19 protein-coding genes are annotated in these 17,371 nt (G+C 70.9%); 12 read left to right on the forward strand and 7 right to left on the reverse strand.

Going from position 1 to position 17,371, the window contains the following annotated elements; translation table 11 throughout:
- Positions 1 to 265 precede the first annotated feature (265 nt).
- The 3 genes from GA0111570_RS11990 to GA0111570_RS12000 all read left to right on the forward strand — a co-directional run bounded on the left by GA0111570_RS11990 (position 266) and on the right by GA0111570_RS12000 (position 4,072).
- Entirely contained in the window at positions 266 to 1,324 is a 1,059-nt protein-coding gene (locus GA0111570_RS11990) for an IS110 family RNA-guided transposase (protein ID WP_092605118.1), read from the forward strand.
- Between the two features lie 128 nt (positions 1,325 to 1,452).
- A complete protein-coding gene (locus tag GA0111570_RS18110) occupies positions 1,453 to 2,163 on the forward strand; it encodes a helix-turn-helix domain-containing protein (RefSeq protein ID WP_245703181.1) in 711 nt (236 codons plus the stop codon).
- A gap of 46 nt (positions 2,164 to 2,209) precedes the next feature.
- Positions 2,210 to 4,072: an ABC transporter ATP-binding protein gene (locus tag GA0111570_RS12000; protein ID WP_245703182.1), complete on the forward strand. Its 1,863-nt coding sequence runs from the start codon at positions 2,210 to 2,212 to the stop codon at positions 4,070 to 4,072.
- A gap of 25 nt (positions 4,073 to 4,097) precedes the next feature.
- On the opposite strand, the gene GA0111570_RS12005 is transcribed toward GA0111570_RS12000, so the two are convergent.
- The 3 genes from GA0111570_RS12005 to GA0111570_RS17855 form a co-directional block, all read right to left on the reverse strand.
- Positions 4,098 to 4,934, reverse strand: a complete 837-nt coding sequence (locus tag GA0111570_RS12005) for a putative RNA methyltransferase (RefSeq protein WP_092611422.1) — start codon at positions 4,932 to 4,934, stop codon at positions 4,098 to 4,100.
- 8 nt (positions 4,935 to 4,942) lie between these two features.
- Positions 4,943 to 5,761, reverse strand: coding sequence for an SURF1 family cytochrome oxidase biogenesis protein (locus tag GA0111570_RS12010; protein WP_175557472.1), 819 nt, complete (start codon positions 5,759 to 5,761; stop codon positions 4,943 to 4,945).
- A gap of 111 nt (positions 5,762 to 5,872) precedes the next feature.
- Positions 5,873 to 6,205, reverse strand: coding sequence for a DUF6457 domain-containing protein (locus GA0111570_RS17855; RefSeq protein ID WP_217634145.1), 333 nt, complete (start codon positions 6,203 to 6,205; stop codon positions 5,873 to 5,875).
- A gap of 105 nt (positions 6,206 to 6,310) precedes the next feature.
- On the opposite strand from GA0111570_RS17855, the gene moaA reads away from it, so the two are divergent.
- Positions 6,311 to 7,336, forward strand: a complete 1,026-nt coding sequence (gene moaA / locus GA0111570_RS12020; protein ID WP_217634146.1) for a GTP 3',8-cyclase MoaA — start codon at positions 6,311 to 6,313, stop codon at positions 7,334 to 7,336.
- On the opposite strand, the gene GA0111570_RS12025 is transcribed toward moaA, so the two are convergent.
- The gene (locus tag GA0111570_RS12025; RefSeq protein WP_092611431.1) at positions 7,319 to 7,753 is read right to left on the reverse strand and encodes a DUF3099 domain-containing protein; all 435 of its coding nucleotides are present in this window, start codon (positions 7,751 to 7,753) and stop codon (positions 7,319 to 7,321) included. The genes moaA and GA0111570_RS12025 overlap by 18 nt on opposite strands.
- Positions 7,754 to 7,878: 125 nt before the next feature.
- Here GA0111570_RS12025 and fabG point away from each other — a divergent pair, with 125 nt between their 5' ends.
- Complete coding sequence (fabG, locus tag GA0111570_RS12030) at positions 7,879 to 8,610, forward strand: 3-oxoacyl-[acyl-carrier-protein] reductase (RefSeq protein WP_092611434.1); 732 nt, start codon at positions 7,879 to 7,881, stop codon at positions 8,608 to 8,610.
- A gap of 19 nt (positions 8,611 to 8,629) precedes the next feature.
- Positions 8,630 to 9,403, forward strand: a complete 774-nt coding sequence (fabI, locus tag GA0111570_RS12035; RefSeq protein ID WP_092611437.1) for an enoyl-ACP reductase FabI — start codon at positions 8,630 to 8,632, stop codon at positions 9,401 to 9,403.
- 140 nt (positions 9,404 to 9,543) lie between these two features.
- On the opposite strand, the gene GA0111570_RS12040 is transcribed toward fabI, so the two are convergent.
- Entirely contained in the window at positions 9,544 to 10,302 is a 759-nt protein-coding gene (locus GA0111570_RS12040; protein WP_092611440.1) for a hypothetical protein, read from the reverse strand.
- Positions 10,303 to 10,437: 135 nt separating this feature from the next.
- On the opposite strand from GA0111570_RS12040, the gene GA0111570_RS12045 reads away from it, so the two are divergent.
- From GA0111570_RS12045 to GA0111570_RS12055, 3 genes are all read left to right on the forward strand, one after another.
- Positions 10,438 to 11,220, forward strand: a complete 783-nt coding sequence (locus GA0111570_RS12045) for an ABC transporter ATP-binding protein (RefSeq protein ID WP_092611443.1) — start codon at positions 10,438 to 10,440, stop codon at positions 11,218 to 11,220.
- On the forward strand, positions 11,221 to 11,463 hold the full coding sequence (locus GA0111570_RS12050) for a hypothetical protein (protein WP_092611446.1): 243 nt from the start codon (positions 11,221 to 11,223) through the stop codon (positions 11,461 to 11,463). It begins immediately after the preceding gene.
- Positions 11,464 to 11,562: 99 nt separating this feature from the next.
- Positions 11,563 to 12,408 carry a TrmH family RNA methyltransferase gene (locus GA0111570_RS12055; RefSeq protein WP_092611449.1) on the forward strand — a complete coding sequence of 282 codons (846 nt, stop codon included), beginning with the start codon at positions 11,563 to 11,565 and terminating at the stop codon, positions 12,406 to 12,408.
- A 63-nt stretch (positions 12,409 to 12,471) separates the two neighbouring features.
- Here the strand turns inward: GA0111570_RS12055 and def are convergent, their stop codons facing one another.
- A complete protein-coding gene (def, locus tag GA0111570_RS12060) occupies positions 12,472 to 13,059 on the reverse strand; it encodes a peptide deformylase (protein ID WP_092611452.1) in 588 nt (195 codons plus the stop codon).
- A 107-nt stretch (positions 13,060 to 13,166) separates the two neighbouring features.
- Here def and GA0111570_RS12065 point away from each other — a divergent pair, with 107 nt between their 5' ends.
- Positions 13,167 to 14,093, forward strand: coding sequence for a tyrosine recombinase XerC (locus tag GA0111570_RS12065; RefSeq protein ID WP_092611455.1), 927 nt, complete (start codon positions 13,167 to 13,169; stop codon positions 14,091 to 14,093).
- A gap of 11 nt (positions 14,094 to 14,104) precedes the next feature.
- Here GA0111570_RS12065 and GA0111570_RS12070 read toward each other — a convergent pair whose 3' ends face one another.
- Positions 14,105 to 15,148, reverse strand: a complete 1,044-nt coding sequence (locus tag GA0111570_RS12070) for a peptidoglycan DD-metalloendopeptidase family protein (RefSeq protein ID WP_092611458.1) — start codon at positions 15,146 to 15,148, stop codon at positions 14,105 to 14,107.
- Positions 15,149 to 15,526: 378 nt separating this feature from the next.
- On the opposite strand from GA0111570_RS12070, the gene rpsB reads away from it, so the two are divergent.
- Positions 15,527 to 16,510 carry a 30S ribosomal protein S2 gene (gene rpsB / locus GA0111570_RS12075; protein WP_092611461.1) on the forward strand — a complete coding sequence of 328 codons (984 nt, stop codon included), beginning with the start codon at positions 15,527 to 15,529 and terminating at the stop codon, positions 16,508 to 16,510.
- Positions 16,511 to 16,544: 34 nt separating this feature from the next.
- Positions 16,545 to 17,360 carry a translation elongation factor Ts gene (gene tsf / locus GA0111570_RS12080; protein ID WP_092611464.1) on the forward strand — a complete coding sequence of 272 codons (816 nt, stop codon included), beginning with the start codon at positions 16,545 to 16,547 and terminating at the stop codon, positions 17,358 to 17,360.
- The last annotated feature ends 11 nt before the right edge of the window (positions 17,361 to 17,371 follow it).

Raw genomic sequence — 17,371 nt, forward strand, 5'->3', positions numbered from 1 at the left:
CTGACTGTGAGGATGGCGGTACAGCTCGTCTGGTGATGGGCTGTGGGGAAGCCACCTGGTGACGTGACCCTTGGCCTGACTGGCCTGTGTGCCTTTCAGTGGACTTGTCCGTCACGGGTGGCCGACCCCGGCCCGGTCGGAGCCTTGTTGGCCTGATCAGGAGCTTGACCCTCAGGTGTTCACAGCACCTGAGGTGTCCCGTCACAGTCCTGCCGTGACTCCTCCCGGACCGGAACCACGTCCATTCCGGAGCAAGGGAGAACGCATGACCAGTCTGGCCGAAGTCGTCGACTTCGTCATCGGGGTCGACACCCACGTCGAGACCCACACAGCCGCAGTGATCGATGCCCACACCGGTGCCGCGCTGGCCGACCTGAGCGTCCCGACCACCCCCGAGGGTTACCGCGCACTGATCGACTTCGCTGATGAGCACGGCGCGCTGCGCGCGTGGGCGATCGAGGGCACCGGCGGCCACGGCGCCGGACTGACCCGTTTGCTGGCGGCCGGCGAGGAGTACGTGGTGGAGCTGGACCGGCCCGAACGCACCCAGCGCCGCCACGGGGCGAAGTCCGACAAGATCGACGCGGTCCGCGCCGCCCGTGAAGCCCTGGCCCGGCCCGTGCTGGGCACACCCCGGGCGGCCGGGGACCGACAAGCCCTCTCCGTGCTGCTCGCCGCGCGTGGCTCCGCGGTCGATGCCTACACCGTGACCATGCGCCAACTGTTCAGCCTGACCATCGCCGCCCCTGAGGTCCTGCGCGCCAAGCTGCGCGGCCACCGGCCGGTCGAGCAGGTCCGTATCGCCGCCAAGCTACGCATCCAGCCCAGCTGGGACACCGAGACCAGCACCACGGCGCGCGTGCTGCGCCAGCTCGCGCGCCGCTGCCAGGGCCTGCAGACCGAGGCTGCCGGCCACGAAACAGCGATCCTGGCCATCGTGAAGCGCTGGCGACCCGACCTGCTCGACCAACTCGGCGTCGGCCCGATCGTCGCCGCCGTGGTGTTGTGCGCCTGGTCCCACCCTGGCCGGATCCACTCCGAAGCAGCGTTCGCGATGCTGGCCGGCGTCGCCCCGATCCCCGCCAACAGCGGCCAGACCACCACCCGCTACCGACTCAACCGCCATGGGGACCGACAACTCAACCGGGCACTGCACACCATCGTCCTGTCCCGTCAGCGCTACCACCAGCCGACCAAGGACTACACCGCCCGCCGCACCGCCCAGGGCAAGACCCCACGCGAGATCAAACGCTGCCTCAAGCGCTACATCGCCCGCGACCTCTACCGCCTCCTCGAACACCCACCAGTCCTTGACAGACCATAGGAGCGTCCACAGCTGCGGGACGGCCCCACCGGAGACCGGCGGGTCCGCTCCTGGGCCCTCCTCGGTTCCCGGTCGAGCCGGGACGCGCTGCTACCATGGCCGGCACGACGGAGACGAAGGGGAGCGGGATGGTACCGAGTACCAAGGGATCACGCATCACCGGTGAGGAGCGCGAGCGACTCAAGCTCTCGTACGTACGTCGCTACCAGGCAGGGGAGGCGATCCGGTCCCTGGCGACAGACACCGGACGCAGCTACGGCTTCGTCCAGGGCCTGCTCAAGGAGGCCGGTGTGCCGCTGCGTGCCCGGGGGGGTGCGACACGCGGGAGCCAGGCGGAGTCCGAGCGCGCCGAGCGGATGACCCGGGTCGACGCGGTTCGCGAGGCCGAGCAGGCCCGTGACTTCTTCGGCACCGAGGGGTTCGCGGGCCCCGCCACCCATCGGGACGCAGGACAGCGCGACCTGGACCGTTCGCCCTCGCCGACGCCGACTCTGGCGGAGTGGAGCCTGCCGACCCCGCCGCTGGGCGTGCTGGTCAAGCAGGACCCCGATCGCGCCGGTGCCAAGGGCAAGAAGGCGGGCAAGGGCAAGAAGGCGGGCAAGGACAAGAAGGCGGGCAAGGACAAGTCCAGTGGCAAGGACAAGTCCAGTGGCAAGGACAAGAAGGCGGGCAAGGACAGGTCCGGCCACGGGTCGACGTCCGACGAGGGGACCGGCGCCGAGGGCAAGAAGCACAAGGGCAAGTCCGGCTCGGCCGCCACGAAGAAGGGCGGCAAGGCCCACGGCAAGAAGAAGGCGGCCAAGGCGAAGGCGGCCGAAGAGGCGAAGGACCGGCCGTGACCCGCCGCACCGGGCGGCCAGTCAGGAATCCGGTACGCCGATGAGCATGTCCTCCCCGTTCCACGTGATGCGGATGATGTCCAAGGGGGACGAGGCCGGGAGCCAGCGGCTCGCCCGCGGAACCGTCCGGCGCGTCCTGGCGTACGCCCGTCCGTTCTGGGGCCTGATCACGCTCTTCGTCGCGGTGGTGATCGTCCAGGCCGGCCTCGCGATCGCCCCGCCGCTGCTGTTCCGGGAGATCATCGACCGGGGCGTCCTGGCCGGCGACAGTCGCGTCGTGGTACGGATGGCGCTCGTGGTGGCGGCCGTCGCGTTCGCCAATGCCGGGCTCGGCCTGCTGCAGCGCTGGTGCTCCTCCAGGATCGGGGAGGGCCTGATCTACGACCTGCGCACCGCGGTGTTCGACCACGTCTCGGCGATGCCGCTGGCGTTCTTCACCCGTACGCAGACCGGCAAGCTGGTCTCGCGCCTGAACTCCGACGTGATCGGCGCCCAGCGCGCCTTCACCTCCACGCTGTCCGGCGTCGTCTCCAACGTCTTCGGGTTGCTGCTGACCCTCGGCGCGATGCTGGCCCTGAGCTGGCAGCTCACCGTGGCGGCGCTGGTGCTGCTGCCGCTGTTCGTGTTCCCGGCCCGGCTGGTCGGGCGCAGGCTGGCCGACCTGACCCGGCGCCAGATGAGTGACAACGCCGAGATGTCGGCCACCATGACCGAACGGTTCTCGGTCTCCGGGGCGCTGCTGGTCAAGCTCTTCGGTCGTCCCGAGCAGGAGCACGACAGTTTCGCCGCGCGTGCCGGCGACGTACGGGACGTGTCGGTCCAGATCGCCATGAACGGCCGGTTCTTCATCACCTCGCTTACCCTGGTGGCCGCCCTCGCCACCGCGATGGTCTACGGCGGCGGCGGACTGATGGCGATCGGGGGGACTCTCACCGTCGGTACCCTGACCGCGCTGGCAGGGCTGCTGGGCCAGCTGTACGGTCCGCTGACCGCGCTGACCAACGTGCGGATCGACGTGATGGGGGCACTGGTCTCCTTCGAGCGCGTCTTCGAGATCCTGGACCTGCCTCCGGCGATCCAGGAGAAGCCGGATGCGGTCGAGCCCGGGCCGGACGCATCGGTCGAGTTCGATGACGTCTGGTTCGCCTACCCCCGGGCGGAGGACGTCTCCCTGGCATCGCTGGAGGCGGTCGCCCTGCCCGACCACCTGCCGGGCGAGCCGGTGCTGCGCGGGATCAGCTTCCGGATCGATCCGGGCAGTACCACTGCCGTCGTCGGGCACTCAGGATCGGGCAAGACGACCCTGACGCACCTGGTCGCCCGGCTCTACGACGTGACCGGCGGGGCGGTCCGAGTCGCGGGCGTCGACGTCCGCGACCTGCGGACGACCTCGCTGCAGTCGCTGGTCGGCTACGTGACCCAGGACGCGCACATGTTCCACGACACGGTCGGGGCCAACCTGCGCTACGCCCGTCCGGACGCGAGCGACGAGCAGCTGTGGCAGGCCCTGGCTGCCGCGCACATCGACGACCTGGTCCGCAGCCTGCCCGACGGCCTGGACACCCTGGTGGGGGAGCGCGGCTACCGGCTCTCGGGTGGCGAACGCCAGCGACTGGCGATCGCCCGGCTGCTGCTGAAGGCGCCTCCGATCGTGGTGCTCGACGAGGCCACCGCGCACCTGGACTCAGAATCCGAGGCGGCGGTCCAGCGGGCGTTGGACGGTGCCATGGAGCATCGCACCAGTCTGGTCGTCGCCCATCGGCTCTCGACGGTCCGCAATGCCGACGAGATCCTGGTGGTCGAGCAGGGGCGGATCATCGAGCGCGGCACGCACATCCAGCTGCTGGCCCGGCGGGGGGCGTACGCCGAGCTGTACCGCACCCAGTTCGCCGGCACGCCGGACCTCTGAGCCGCTGCCCCCTGCGGCCGGCGCTTCAGGAGCGGGTGAACGCGCGGATCCGGACGGCCACGGTGACGGTCCTCGGACCCGCCTCGACATCATCCGCTCCGGAGTCACGCTTTCGTCCGTGGAAGGCGTTGGGCCCCATCGCGACCAGGTCCTGGGCGGCAGGGGCGGACAGCGTGAGCTCGAACCGGACGTCGACGTGGCCCGCGGGTTGCAGGTGGCCGGCGAACTGGGCGAGCAGCCGGGACTCCTTGTCTGCCTCGATGTCGAGCAGACCGAGCTCGGCACGCAACTCGGCCAGGTGGTCCGGCAGTGGCAGCGCGACCAGCACGCGACCCTGTGGGGCGAGGACACGGGCGAACTCGGCCGGGTTGCGTGGCGCGAAGACCGCCAGCAGCACGTCGACACTGCCGGAGCGTACGGGCAGGCCGGCCCAGGTGTCCGCGACCACCGCGCCGATCCGCGGGTGGGCGCGAGCCGCGCGACGAGCGGCGGCGGGGGAGATGTCCAGGGCCAGCCCACGGCCACCCGCGGCTGTGGCCGGGCCCAGGCATCCGGCCAGGTAGTACCCGGTCCCCGCACCGACCTCCAGGACGGTACGGACCGTTCCGACCCGGCGCGCCAGCTCGTCCCTGATCGGCGCATAGGCACCCGAGGACAGGAAGCGGTCCCGGGCTGCCACCATGTCGGCGGTGTCGGCATTCGCCGGCGCGGCGTGGGTGAGCAGGTTCACGTAGCCCTGCCGGGCCAGGTCGAAACTGTGGCCCCGGGGGCAGTGCAACGTACGTCCCTCGAGGGTCAGCGGGGAGCCGGCCTCGCTGCCGCACTGCGGACACGTGAGCAGGTCGGCCACATCGGCGAGCATCACCGACCTCAGCCGACGGAGGAGTCCACCGACCGCGACGCCTCCGCGCCGGAGCCGGAATCCTCGGGGGAGTCGGTGCCCGCGGCCCGGCGGCGCCGGCGCCCGGTGATGATCTCGCGGGCGTCCTTGCCGATCAGGATGAAGGTCCCGACGACGCCGATCAGCGCGAAGCTGAACCACTGGATGGCATAGGACATGTGCGGGCCCTCGGTGAGCTCGGGGAGCGCTACCGGTACCAGCCCACTGCCGTCGGCGGGGGTGGTGGAGGTGGTGTTCAGGTAGCCGTCGACCAGGGGAAGCCCGGACCAGGCCGCGATCGCCGGGGGATTGACCAGCCGGACCGAGCCATCGGCCGGAGCGGTGGCGTTCGCCGGCCCGGTCTCGTCAGCCATGACGTAGCCCTCGACGGTGACCACACCGCTCGGCGGGGGCGGGATGCTGCCGGCGTCGGGCAGCGGGCCGCTCGCGGGGCGCGGTGTGAATCCGCGGTCCACCAGCAGCCAGTCGCCCGAGGTGGTCCGGAGCGGGGCCACGACCTCGTACCCGGACCGACCGTCGCTGGTCCGGTAGCGGACCTGGAGCTGGTGGGCCGGGTCGAAGGTGCCCTGTACGGAGACCCGGCGGTACTGCTTGTCCGGTGTGATCGAGCCTTGGAAGGCCTCGGCGAAAGATGCCACCGGAGCCTTCTGCTGGGCGACCACGGTGGCATTGCGCTCGCGCTTGGTCTCCAGCCGGTTCAGCTGCCACTCGCCCAGCCGGACGAAGGCTGTCACCAACACCACGGCGAAGATGACCAGCCCTACCCAGCGCTTCCAGTACGTGCCCACCTGCAAGAGCCTAGCCGGGCCGTCACAGCAGCCGCCGATCGTCCCGACCCACGTGGACCGGGACCAGGTCCCCGCCCAGGGAGGCTCTCCCTGTGCCGGAACACCGGGGCGCTACTGTACGTCGGCGTCGATGTCGGGTTCCGCGTCGATGTCGGCGTCGATGTCGACGTCCTCGGACTCCGGGTCGGCGGTGTGGTCATCGAGGCTGAGCACCAGGGCGGTGGCCTGCGCCGCGACCTTGCCGAGACTGCCGCCACGTCCCACAGCCACGCCGACCAGGAACATGGTCAGCGGCGAGGCCGCCCGCTCCACCTGGTGGGAAGCATCCCTGGCCAGGTCGAGGAGGGTCAGGATGTCATCCTTGCTCAGCTCGAAGTCGTCGGTGTCGATGTGATGGGCAAGGATGCCAATCCAGTCGGTGAGACTCGCCCACTCCTCCGTCATCGTTCTCCTCCCGGGTCGACGTGCCTCGATCATGGCATGGGGCCCGAGGCTCCCGTGCAGTGGGGTCTGGACCGCCTTCAGGGTGCCTGGCCTACACTGCGATGCATGTCACAGGTAGGGACCACGCGAACGATGTCACGACTGGCCGACCGCCATGGCCGTGTCGCGACCGACCTGCGCGTGTCCCTGACCGATCGCTGCAACCTGCGCTGCACGTACTGCATGCCGCCCGAGGGACTGGACTGGACCCCGGACGAGGAGCTGCTGACCAACGAGGAACTGGTCCGCCTGGTCCGGATCGGGGTCGAGCGGCTCGGCATCCGGACCGTCCGGCTGACCGGCGGTGAGCCGCTGCTGCGGGCGGACCTCACCGAGATCATCGCCGCGATCGCCGATCTTGCGCCCCGCCCCGTGATCGCGCTGACCACCAACGGGATCGGGCTGGCCCAGCGGGCGCAGCGCCTCCGCGACGCCGGACTGGACCGGATCAACGTCTCGCTCGACACCCTCGACCCCGAGCGCTTCCGGCAGATCACCCGGCGCAAGCGCCACGCCGACGTCCTCGCCGGGATCCGCGCGGCCACGCAGGCAGGACTGGCGCCGGTCAAGGTCAACAGCGTGCTGATGCGCGGGATCAACGACGACGAGGCACCGGCCCTGGTCGAGTGGGCAGGCAGGGAGGGTGTCGAGCTGAGGTTCATCGAGCAGATGCCCCTCGATGCCCAGCACGGCTGGCGCCGCGACACGATGGTGACCGCCGACGAGGTGATGGCGGCCCTCGCCGGCCACCGGCTGACCCCGGTGAGCCGAGAGGGGATCGCCCGCGGCAGCGCGCCCTCGGAGATGTTCCGGGTCGGCGGGACCGAGCAGGTCATCGGGATCATCGCCTCGGTGTCCCGGCCGTTCTGTGGTGCCTGCGACCGGGTCCGGCTGACCGCTGACGGCCAGCTGCGCAACTGCCTGTTCTCCCGCGGCGAGGACGACCTGCGGGCCGCCCTGCGCAGCGGTGCCGACGACGAGACGGTGGCCGAGCAGTGGATCCGGTCGGTGGCGGTCAAGCGGGCCGGACACGGCATCGACGACCCGAGCTTCCTGCAGCCCGACCGGCCGATGTCAGCGATCGGCGGCTGATCCCGGGTCGGCTCGCCGTCTGTCCCTCGGGTCGTCCGGTCCGGGGCGGAGCTCGTCCGGCTCCGCTTCCCCCGGGATGATGATCGGCGGTTCGGGCGTCGTGGAGCCCTCGATCATGGCCTGGTCCGAAGCAGGCTGGGTCACCTGCGGTACCTCGCCGCCCTTCTTGGCACGCAGGTCGATCGCATTGGCGATCACCACGGCGATCGCCGGGAGGAACGCGGCGCCGCCGACCGCCACCCAGCGCCAGGCGCCGTGCAGGAAGATCGCCGCGACGAAGCAGATCACCCGCAGCGACATCAGGGCCAAGTACTTCGTCTGCCGACGGCTGAGGTCCTCCTCGGCGGACACGGGCGCACTCGTGATCAGGACCGGCCGCGTACGCGACCTGCGCGGGCCCCTGCCTGACGATGCCACGCCGCCACTATAGGTTCAGCGGCCCGCTGTGGCACGGACAACCAGGACCCCCCGGGGCCGGGCGGCCCGTGCCGAGCGCCGGCGGTCGACGGTGCCACCGGGTCGTGGCCTGCTAGCGTGACCCGGTGAGTACTGCACCAGAGACCCCCAGCGGCGGCCGGGTCGCCCTCGTCACCGGCGGCAACCGCGGGATCGGCCGCGCCATCGCGGCCCGACTCCTGGCCGACGGCTACCGCGTCGCGGCCACCTCCCGAAACGGAGACGTACCCGAAGGCGTCCTGGGCGTGCCCTGCGACATCACCGACCAGGAGCAGGTCGAGGCGGCCTTCGCGACCATCGAGAAGGAACTCGGCCCGGTCGAGGTGCTGGTGGCCAACGCCGGCATCACCCGCGACACCCTCCTGATGCGGATGAAGGACGATGACTGGGACGCCGTCATCGACACCAACCTGACGGGTACCTTCCGGGTCGTCCGCCGGGCCAGCCGCGGCATGATGAAGGCCCGCTTCGGGCGGATCGTGCTGATCTCCTCCGTCGTCGGCCTGCTCGGCAGCGCCGGCCAGGTCAACTACGCCGCCTCCAAGTCCGGCCTGGTCGGCATGGCCCGCTCGGTCGCCCGTGAGCTCGGGTCACGCGGCGTGACCGCCAATGTGGTCGCCCCCGGCTTCATCAGCACCGACATGACCGACTCGCTCAGTGATGACCTGGTCGCCAAGTACAACGCGCAGATCCCGGTCGGCCACCTCGGCGCCGTGGACGACATCGCCAACGCCGTCGCGTTCCTCGCCGGTGACGGCGCGGGCTACATCTCCGGCGCCGTGCTGCCCGTCGACGGCGGCCTCGGCATGGGTCACTGAGAGCAGGACAGGAGCAGATATGGGAATCCTCGAGGGCAAGAACATCCTCGTCACCGGCGTGACGATGAACACCTCCATCGCGTTCCGCGTCGCCGAACTGGCGCAGGCCGAGGGGGCGAACGTCGTGGTGTCGAACTTCGGCCGCGCGATGGGCCTGACCCGACGGGTGGTCAAGAAGCTCGACCCGGTGCCGCCGGTACTCGAGCTCAATGCCACCGACGCCGAGCAGCTCGCCGCCCTGGCCGACCAGTTGCGCGAGGCCGGCTTCGACCGCCTCGACGGCATCGTGCACGCCATCGCCTACGCGAATCCCGAGACCGCCCTGGGCGGGAACTTCATGACGACCGAGTGGGAGGACGTGGCGACTGCGCTGCACACCTCGGCGTACTCGCTGGTCTCACTGGTCCGCGCCTGCAAGCCGCTGATGACGGGGCCCGGCAGCGTCGTCGGACTGACCTTCGACGGCTCGGTCGCCTGGCCGACGTACGACTGGATGGGCGTCGCCAAGGCCGCGCTCGAGGGCGCCAGCCGCTACATGGCCCGCTACGTCGGTCCCGACGGCATCCGGACCAACATGGTCTCCGCCGGCCCGATCGATACCCTGGCCAAGAAGGCCATCCCGGGCGGGTCGGAGTTCAACGACGTCTGGGCCACCCGTGCCCCGCTGGGCTGGGACCCCACCGATGCCACCGCCACGGCGAAGGCCGTGGTCGCCCTGCTGTCGGACTGGTTCCCGATGACGACCGGCGAGGTCATCCACGTCGATGGTGGTCTGCACGCCACCGGCGCCTGATCGGACACCCCTTCGAGGCCGTCCCGTCCGTCGGGGCGGCCTCGCTGCACGTCCGGCCGCGTACGGACGAGCCGGCCGTGTCGTCGAAGAGCCGGATCGGCGCGGTCCCGGGTCGTTGAGGTGTTCAGTCGTTGCGGTGTTCAGTCGTCGAGGTCATCGGGGGGCCAGGCGCAGGAGGCCTCGAGGCTGTCGAGCGCGGCGTTCAGCAGCGTACGCAACGTCCGGGCGCGGACATCGACCGCTTGGGCATGCAACAGGCCCGACTCGTCGGCCAGCCCGGCCTCGCACGCCTCGACGAGGCGGAGCGCCCGGTCGGCGGAGTGTCGCTGGCGCGCCGGGTAGGCCGCCGGCAGCAGGAGCCCGGTCGTGCCGGGACGTCTCCCCGATACCATCCCCAGCCGGTCCAGCTCGGAGGTCGCCGCGACGATCGCGAGCGAGAGGGCATGTTCGGCCTCTGCGGCGGAGACCGGCGGGAACGGGCGGTCGGCGCGCACCAGTACCCACTGGACGGCCGGACCGACCCGGGTCGGCACCCAGGCCGGGCCGCCCTCGCGGGGGATCACCGCGGCGCCGGCGTCCAGGGCCGCCCGGGTCAATTCGGCGGGGCCGCGCAGCGGACCCAGCTTGCCGGGCCGGGGCAGGGCCAGCACCCAGTCCGACGAGTCGTACGCCAGGGCCGCCTCCATCGCCTCCTCCAGCGTGCTGGCATGCTCGGGCGGCAACCCGAGCAGTGCGTCGGGGCTGGTCACGTGGTGCGCCGCATCCTGGCCCTGGACCGTACGGGCCGCGACGTCGATGCTGGGGACGCCCGTGCCGGGGCCCGTGGCCGGGGCGCCGTGGCGGAGCACGTTCAGGTGGGTCACCAACCGGATAGTGGCGAGCAGGGTCACGATCTCCACGCTACGTCACCACCGCAGGAGGCGGCCCGGCTTCGGCCGGCACCGGGCCCGCGGAGGGTCACGGCTCGGCCACAGCTGGGGGACCCGCCCGGCCCCGTGTACGCCTGCGAGGTCGCGAGCATGTAGGTTCGGACCATGGTCGCAGTGGTGGATCTGGTCGATGTAAGTGTCCGGCGTGGCAGCACGATGCTGCTGGACGGCATCAACTGGCAGGTGGGTGAATCCGATCGGTGGGTGGTGCTCGGTGCCAACGGTGCCGGCAAGACGACATTGCTACGGCTGCTGACCGGCGACCTCTATCCCACCACCGGTATGGCCGGCGTGCTCGACGAGGTGCTGGGTGCCGTCAACATCTTCGACCTGCGGCCCCGCATCGGCCTGGTCTCCCAGACCTTCCAGGAGCGGGTCCCCCGCGGGGAGACGGTGCACGACCTCGTCGTCTCCGCGGCGTACGCCGTCGTCGGACGCTGGCGCGAGGAGTACGAGGGCTTCGACCATGAGCGGGCCGACGCCCTGCTCGAGCGGTTCGGCATGCTCGAGCTGCGGGACCGTACGTTCGGGACCCTGAGCTCGGGGGAGCGCAAGCGCGTCGAGATCGCCCGGGCACTGATGGTCGATCCGGAACTGTTGCTGCTCGACGAGCCCGCCTCCGGCCTCGACCTCGGCGGACGGGAGAACCTCGTCCGGCTCCTGGGGCACCTCGCCGCGGACGCCGCTGCCCCGGCCAGTGTGATGGTGACCCACCACGTCGAGGAGATCCCGCCGGGCATCACCCATGCGCTGCTGCTGAAGAAGGGCAGGATCGTCGCATCCGGGCCGGCGCGCGAGGTGCTGACCGAACCGCTGATGAGCGAGACGTTCGACATGCCGCTGCGGCTGGTCATGAGCCAGGGCCGCTTCACCGCGAGGGCCCGCTAGATGTCGATGCACCTGCAGGACTGGTTCTACCTCAACCCCTGGGGGTTGTGGCTGACAGCTGTCGTCCTGGCGTTGGTGATCGAGCTGCTGCAGCGGGACCGCCGGGGCTTGGCCTGCGCCGGCGCGTGCGCCGTCGGGGCGGTCGTCGCCGCCCTGGCCCCTGGCGTGTGGTGGCTGCCCGTGGTGGCCGCCCTCGTCGCGCTCGGGACCGCCTGGGCGTTGCTGCGTCCGGTCCACGCCTGAATCGCTGTCCGCGGCTCCGGGTCCGCGGCGGGGGTCCTGCTCGCTCGCTGGGCGGCGGGGGACGGGAGAGCCGGGCTCGGCGGTGCACACTGGGGGACGATGTCCACCGATGACCTGAACCTCGTCCCGATCACCGACCCGCATGACGAGCGGGTCGCCGACTACGTCCGCCTCCGCGACGTGTCGCTGCGTCGTTCCCTGGAGGTCGAGCAGGGACTGTTCATCGCCGAGGGGGAGAAGGTCATCCGGCGCGCGCTGGCGGCCCGGTTCCGGCCCCGATCCTTCCTCCTCGCGCCCCGGTGGATCGACTCCCTGGCCGACCAGCTCGCCGCCCATCCCGAGGTCCCCGTCTACGTCGTCTCGGAGGCGTTGGCGGAGGAGGTGACCGGGTTCCACGTCCACCGCGGTGCGCTGGCCTCGATGGTGCGCCACACCCGCTGGCAGCAGGCCGACCTGATGGGCATGCAACGCCTGGTGGTCTGCGAGGACATCGTCGACCACGCCAACGTGGGCGCGATCCTCCGTTCGGCCGCGGGCATGGGCTGGGACGGCTGCCTGCTGGCGCCGCGGGCCGCTGACCCGTTGTACCGCCGGGCGATCAAGGTCTCGATGGGGGCGGTCTTCTCGTTGCCGTGGGCCCGGGTCGAGTCCTGGGCCCAGGTCGTGCCGCAGTTGCACGAGGCCGGGTTCCTGACGCTGGCCCTGGCGCTGGACGAGCGGTCCCGGCCGCTGCCCGACGTCGCCGCGAGTCTGGCCGATGACCAGCGCGTCGCGATCCTGCTCGGCACCGAGGGGGAGGGGCTGTCCCGGCGCTGGATCGAACAGGCCGACCAGGTCGTCCGGATCCCGATGGGGCACGGAATCGACTCACTGAACGTCGCCGCGGCGTCGGCGGTCGCCTGCTACGCACTCGGCCCCTCGGGCCGGCCGTCTGCCGAGGGCTGACCACCGGCGCGACGTCTGGCCGGCTTCAGGCCGAGGGGTCGGCCGGCGTCCCAGGCCGAGGGCTCATGCCGAGGTGTGCTTCGGGGTGACCGGCCAGTCCTCGGGGTACAGGTGGGCGAGCTGCTCGTGGGAGCCGTAGAGGGTCTTCCGGACCCGGGTGGAGAGCCGGTCGCCGAAGACCGTCCCGTTCAGGTGGTCGGTCTCGTGCTGCAGGCAGCGGGCCAGCAGGCCGGTGCCGCGCACCTCGACGGGGTTCCCGTCGACGTCCTGGCCCCGGCACGTCGCCAGGCTGGTCCTGGCCAGCGGCGCGTAGCCGCCGGGCAGTGAGAGGCAGCCCTCGTCGGCGGACTCCAACTTGCGGTCACGCCCCTCGGGGAGCTCGATCACGGGATTGCAGACCACACCGACCTGCGAGTGGTTGTCCGCATCCGGGCAGTCGTAGACGAACACGGCCAGGTCGACGCCCACCTGGGTGGCGGCCAGGCCGACCCCCTGGGCGGCCTCCATCGTCGCGAACATGTTGCGAACCAGGGTGCGTAGTTCCTCGTCGAACTCGGTCACCGGACGCGTGGGGGCGTGCATCACCGGCGTTCCCCACCGGGTGATGGGGAGGATCGTGCCGCCGGAGGTGAGCTCGCTCAGGCTCGTCATGACTGAGTCCTGTCTGTCGGGGAAATTCGTGCCATCACACTCTAGGACGTCCGGGCGTGGCGCCCTTGCACCGGCCGGGGAAGTGGCCAAGAGTAAGGAGCATGCCCATGTCCTCCGACGAGATAGCGGTGCCGTTCCAGCAGGCCATCACGGCTTACCGGCGGCATCTGGAGGGCGAGCGCCACCTGTCGGAGCACACCGTCCGCGCCTACATCGGGGATCTCACCGAACTGCTGGGGCATGTCAGCCGACACGGCGTCGGGACGCTGTCCGAGATCAGCATCCACGAGCTGCGTGGCTGGCTCGCCGGCCAGCAGGAAGACGGGGCGGCCCGAGCCACCCTCAGCCGGCGGGCGTCGGTCGCCCGGGGGTTCTTCGGCTGGGCGGTCCGGGACGGCCGGATCACCGCCGACCCCAGCCTGCGGCTGGCCTCACCGAAGGCGTCCCGCCCGCTGCCCGACATCCTCGACCAGGGCCAGGCAGCCTCGCTGATGGACGAGGCCCAGGCCCGTGCGGCCGAGCAGGAGGGTCCGCTCGGCTATCGGGACGTCGCCATCCTGGAGATGCTGTACGGCTCGGGGCTGCGGGTCTCCGAGCTGTGCGCACTGGACCTGACCTCCCTCGACCGGGACCGTAGTCTCGTCCGCGTCCACGGCAAGGGCGACAAGGACCGGATGGTCCCGATGGGCCGCCCGGCGCTGCGAGCCGTGGACGCCTGGCTGGGCCGCCGTCCCGAGCTCGCCAGCGCCGGGTCCGGCCCGGCGCTCTTCCTCGGCGCCCGCGGTGCCCGGATCGATCCGCGGGTGGTCCGGCGGCTGGTGCACCGCCACCTCGGCCTCGTCACGGATGCGCCGGACCTGGGGCCGCACGGCTTGCGGCACGCGATGGCCACCCACCTGCTCGAGGGCGGAGCGGACCTGCGCAGCGTGCAGGAGTTGCTCGGACACTCCTCCCTGGCAACGACGCAGATCTACACCCACGTCACCTCCGAGAGGCTCCAGCAGGCCTTCCAGCAGGCGCATCCTCGCGCCTGAGCGCAATCTGCTCAGCCGAGCCTCGAGGGGTCGACCAGGCCACCGTCGCGCCAGGCCATCAGGTGCAGGTGGCAGCCCGTCGACCAGCCCGTCGATCCGACCGTCCCCAGCACCTGCCCGCGAACCACCTGCTGGCCGGAGCGCACGGAGTAGCCCTGGGCATGGTTGAACGACGTCACGAGCCGGCTGCCGCCCACTGTCCCGTGGTCCACGCGGGCCCGCCACCCGTACGCCGGGTGGTAGGTCACCTCGGTGACAGTGCCTGCCAGTGGCGCCCGGATCGGGGTACCGCAGGCCGCACCGTAGTCCACCCCGTCATGCAGCTTGTAGACCCCGGTCACCGGATGCACCCGCATGCCGAACGGCGAGGTGAGCGGCCCGCGTACCGGGGCGAGCCAGGCCCCCCCGATGCCACGGGAACCACTGGAGCCGCCGGGATCCGGGCCATCGGTGCTGGCCGTCCCGGCGGCCAGGGCGGCGGCCTCGAGCACCTCCGCGAGCGCACGGGCGGCAGCCTCGCGCCGAGCGGCATCGACCTCCGCCTCCCCGACCAGCCGAACCACCGCCCCTGTCCCGGTCACCGGCAGCAGCATCGGGTCCAGGTAGTCCTCACCCCGCCGAAGCCCCCAGTGCAGGCAGGAGTCCACGCAACCGGCGTGGCCGGTCTGCAGGACGCCGATCGCTTCGCCCGCCCCGACCTGCTGCCCCACCCGTACGGATGCCTGCACCGGCTCGTACGTCGACCGCAACGCACCGTGGGTCACCACGACGACGCCCCGACCGGCGATCATCCCCGCGTAGGTCACCGTGCCGGTCGCGGCGGCCAGGACGGGAGTGCCCGCGGGGGCGAGCAGGTCCACGCCCCGATGGCCCGGCAGCCATGGTTCCGGTGGCGGTCGGAAGGCGGTCACCAACGTACCGGGAACGGGGAGCACGCCACCGGACAGTCCCTCGGGGCCGGTCGGGGTCGGCAGGGCGAGGGCGGACAGGGCACCGGCGGCCGGCATGATGAGCACCAGGGCCAGGGTTGCGAGCAGGATCAGGAGTCGTCGCACGTGTCGAGGGTGGGCCGCCGCGGAGCTGGCGAGCTCCTGCCGGTGCCCCCTGTGGACGGCGCGCGGCGAGCGTCCTGGCCTGTGGACGGTGCAGGTCTCCGAGGACGCCGTTCGAGGGCACCGTGACCTGCCTGGTGATGGCTGGCGGGGGCCCAACTGGCGCCATCGGCCGGTGGAAACTAGACTGCACCCAGCGCCTCGAACCAATCGAGGCGACTTCGCATGCAGTCAGACCGGTGACATCGCGCCCAGGCGCGGCGTTCCGGGCGTCCCGTACGGTCCCTTCGGGGTTGCGGGCGCGACTGCATCAGGCGGTGCCGAAAGTCGGTACCGGAAGAACCGTAGGCGCCCCGTGGGCGCCCGCAAGGAGGAACGGCCATGGCCGTCGTAACCGCACGCGAGCTGCTCGAGAACGGTGTCCACTTCGGACACCAGACCCGTCGTTGGAACCCGAAGATGAAGCGCTTCATCTTCAACGAGCGCAACGGCATCTACATCATCGACCTGCAGCAGTCGCTGAAGTACATCGACAAGGCGTACGCCTTCGTCAAGGGGACCGTCGGCCGGGGCGGCCACGTGCTGTTCGTCGGCACGAAGAAGCAGGCCCAGGAGACCATCGCCCAGCAGGCGACCCGCGTCGGGATGCCCTACGTCAACCAGCGCTGGCTCGGCGGCATGCTCACCAACTTCCAGACCATCTCCAAGCGGATCACCCGCATGAAGGAGCTGGAGGCGATGGACTTCGACAAGGTGCAGGGCTCCGGCCTCACCAAGAAGGAGCTCCTCGGCCTGTCCCGCGAGAAGGACAAGCTCGTCAAGGACCTCGGCGGTATCCGTGACATGACCCGCACCCCGCAGGCTGTGTGGATCGTCGACACCAAGAAGGAGCACCTCGCCGTCGACGAGGCCCGCAAGCTGCGCATCCCGGTCGTCGCCATCCTGGACACCAACTGTGACCCCGACGAGGTCGACTACGCCATCCCCGGCAACGACGACTCGATTCGTTCTGTCTCGCTGCTGACCCGCGTGATCGCTGACGCCGTGGCCGATGGCCTGATGTCGCGCTCCGCCGGCGAGGTTGCCACCTCCGCTGCCGCCGAGCCGATGGCCGAGTGGGAGAAGGAGCTGCTCAACGCCGGCTCCGAGGCCCCTGCCGCGACCGAGGCGCCCGCCCCGACCGAGGCCCCCGCCGCCGAGGCCCAGGTTCCCGCCGAGGACGAGGCTCCTGCCGCCGAGGCTGAGACTCCCGCCGTCGAGACCCCCGCCGCCGAGGCGGAGGCAGCCGTTGCCGAGACCGCCGCTCCGGCGGAGGACGCCCCGGCCGAGGCTGCTGCGGAGAAGCCCGCAACCGCCACCGAGTGACCCACCCGCACAATCGCAGAAGGATCAACAACTGATGGCAATTACTGCTGCAGACGTCAAGAAGCTTCGCGACGCCACCGGCGCCGGCATGATGGACGCCAAGAAGGCCCTGACCGAGGCCGACGGTGACTTCGAGAAGGCAGTCGAGGTCCTGCGGGTCGCGGGCCAGGCCAAGACCGCCAAGCGTGCCGACCGCGAGGCCTCCAACGGCCTGGTCGCCACCAAGGGCGGCGCCCTCGTGCAGCTGGGCTCCGAGACCGACTTCGTGGCCAAGAACGAGGAGTTCATCGCCCTGGCCGAGCAGGTCGTGGCGGCCGTCGAGGCCGCCAAGGCGAACGACGTGGCCAGCGCGAACAAGGCCAAGCTCGCCTCGGGGCAGACCGTCGAGGAGGCCATCCAGGAGCTCGCCGCCAAGATCGGCGAGAAGCTGGAGCTGAAGGCCGCCGCGTACTTCGACGGCCAGACCAACGTCTACATGCACCGCCGTTCCTCCGACCTGCCCCCGCAGGTCGGTGTCATGGTGGAGTACGAGGGCGACAACGACGAGATCGCGCACAAGACCTCGATGCAGATCGCTGTCATGAGCCCCAAGTACCTCACCCGTGACGAGGTCCCCGCCGACGAGGTCGCCAAGGAGCGCGAGATCGCCGAGGAGATCGCCAAGGAGGAGGGCAAGCCCGAGAAGGCGATCCCGCGGATCGTCGAGGGTCGCGTCAACGGCTTCTTCAAGGAGGTCGTCCTGCTCGACCAGGCCTCCGAGGTCTCCGAGAACAAGGAGACCGTCGGCAAGATGCTCGAGAACGCCGGTCTCAAGGTCACCCGCTTCGTCCGCTTCGAAGCCGGAGCCTGATCCATCCGTAC

It is taken from the genome of Raineyella antarctica, from assembly GCF_900092135.1.
Lineage (GTDB): Bacteria > Actinomycetota > Actinomycetes > Propionibacteriales > Propionibacteriaceae > Raineyella > Raineyella antarctica.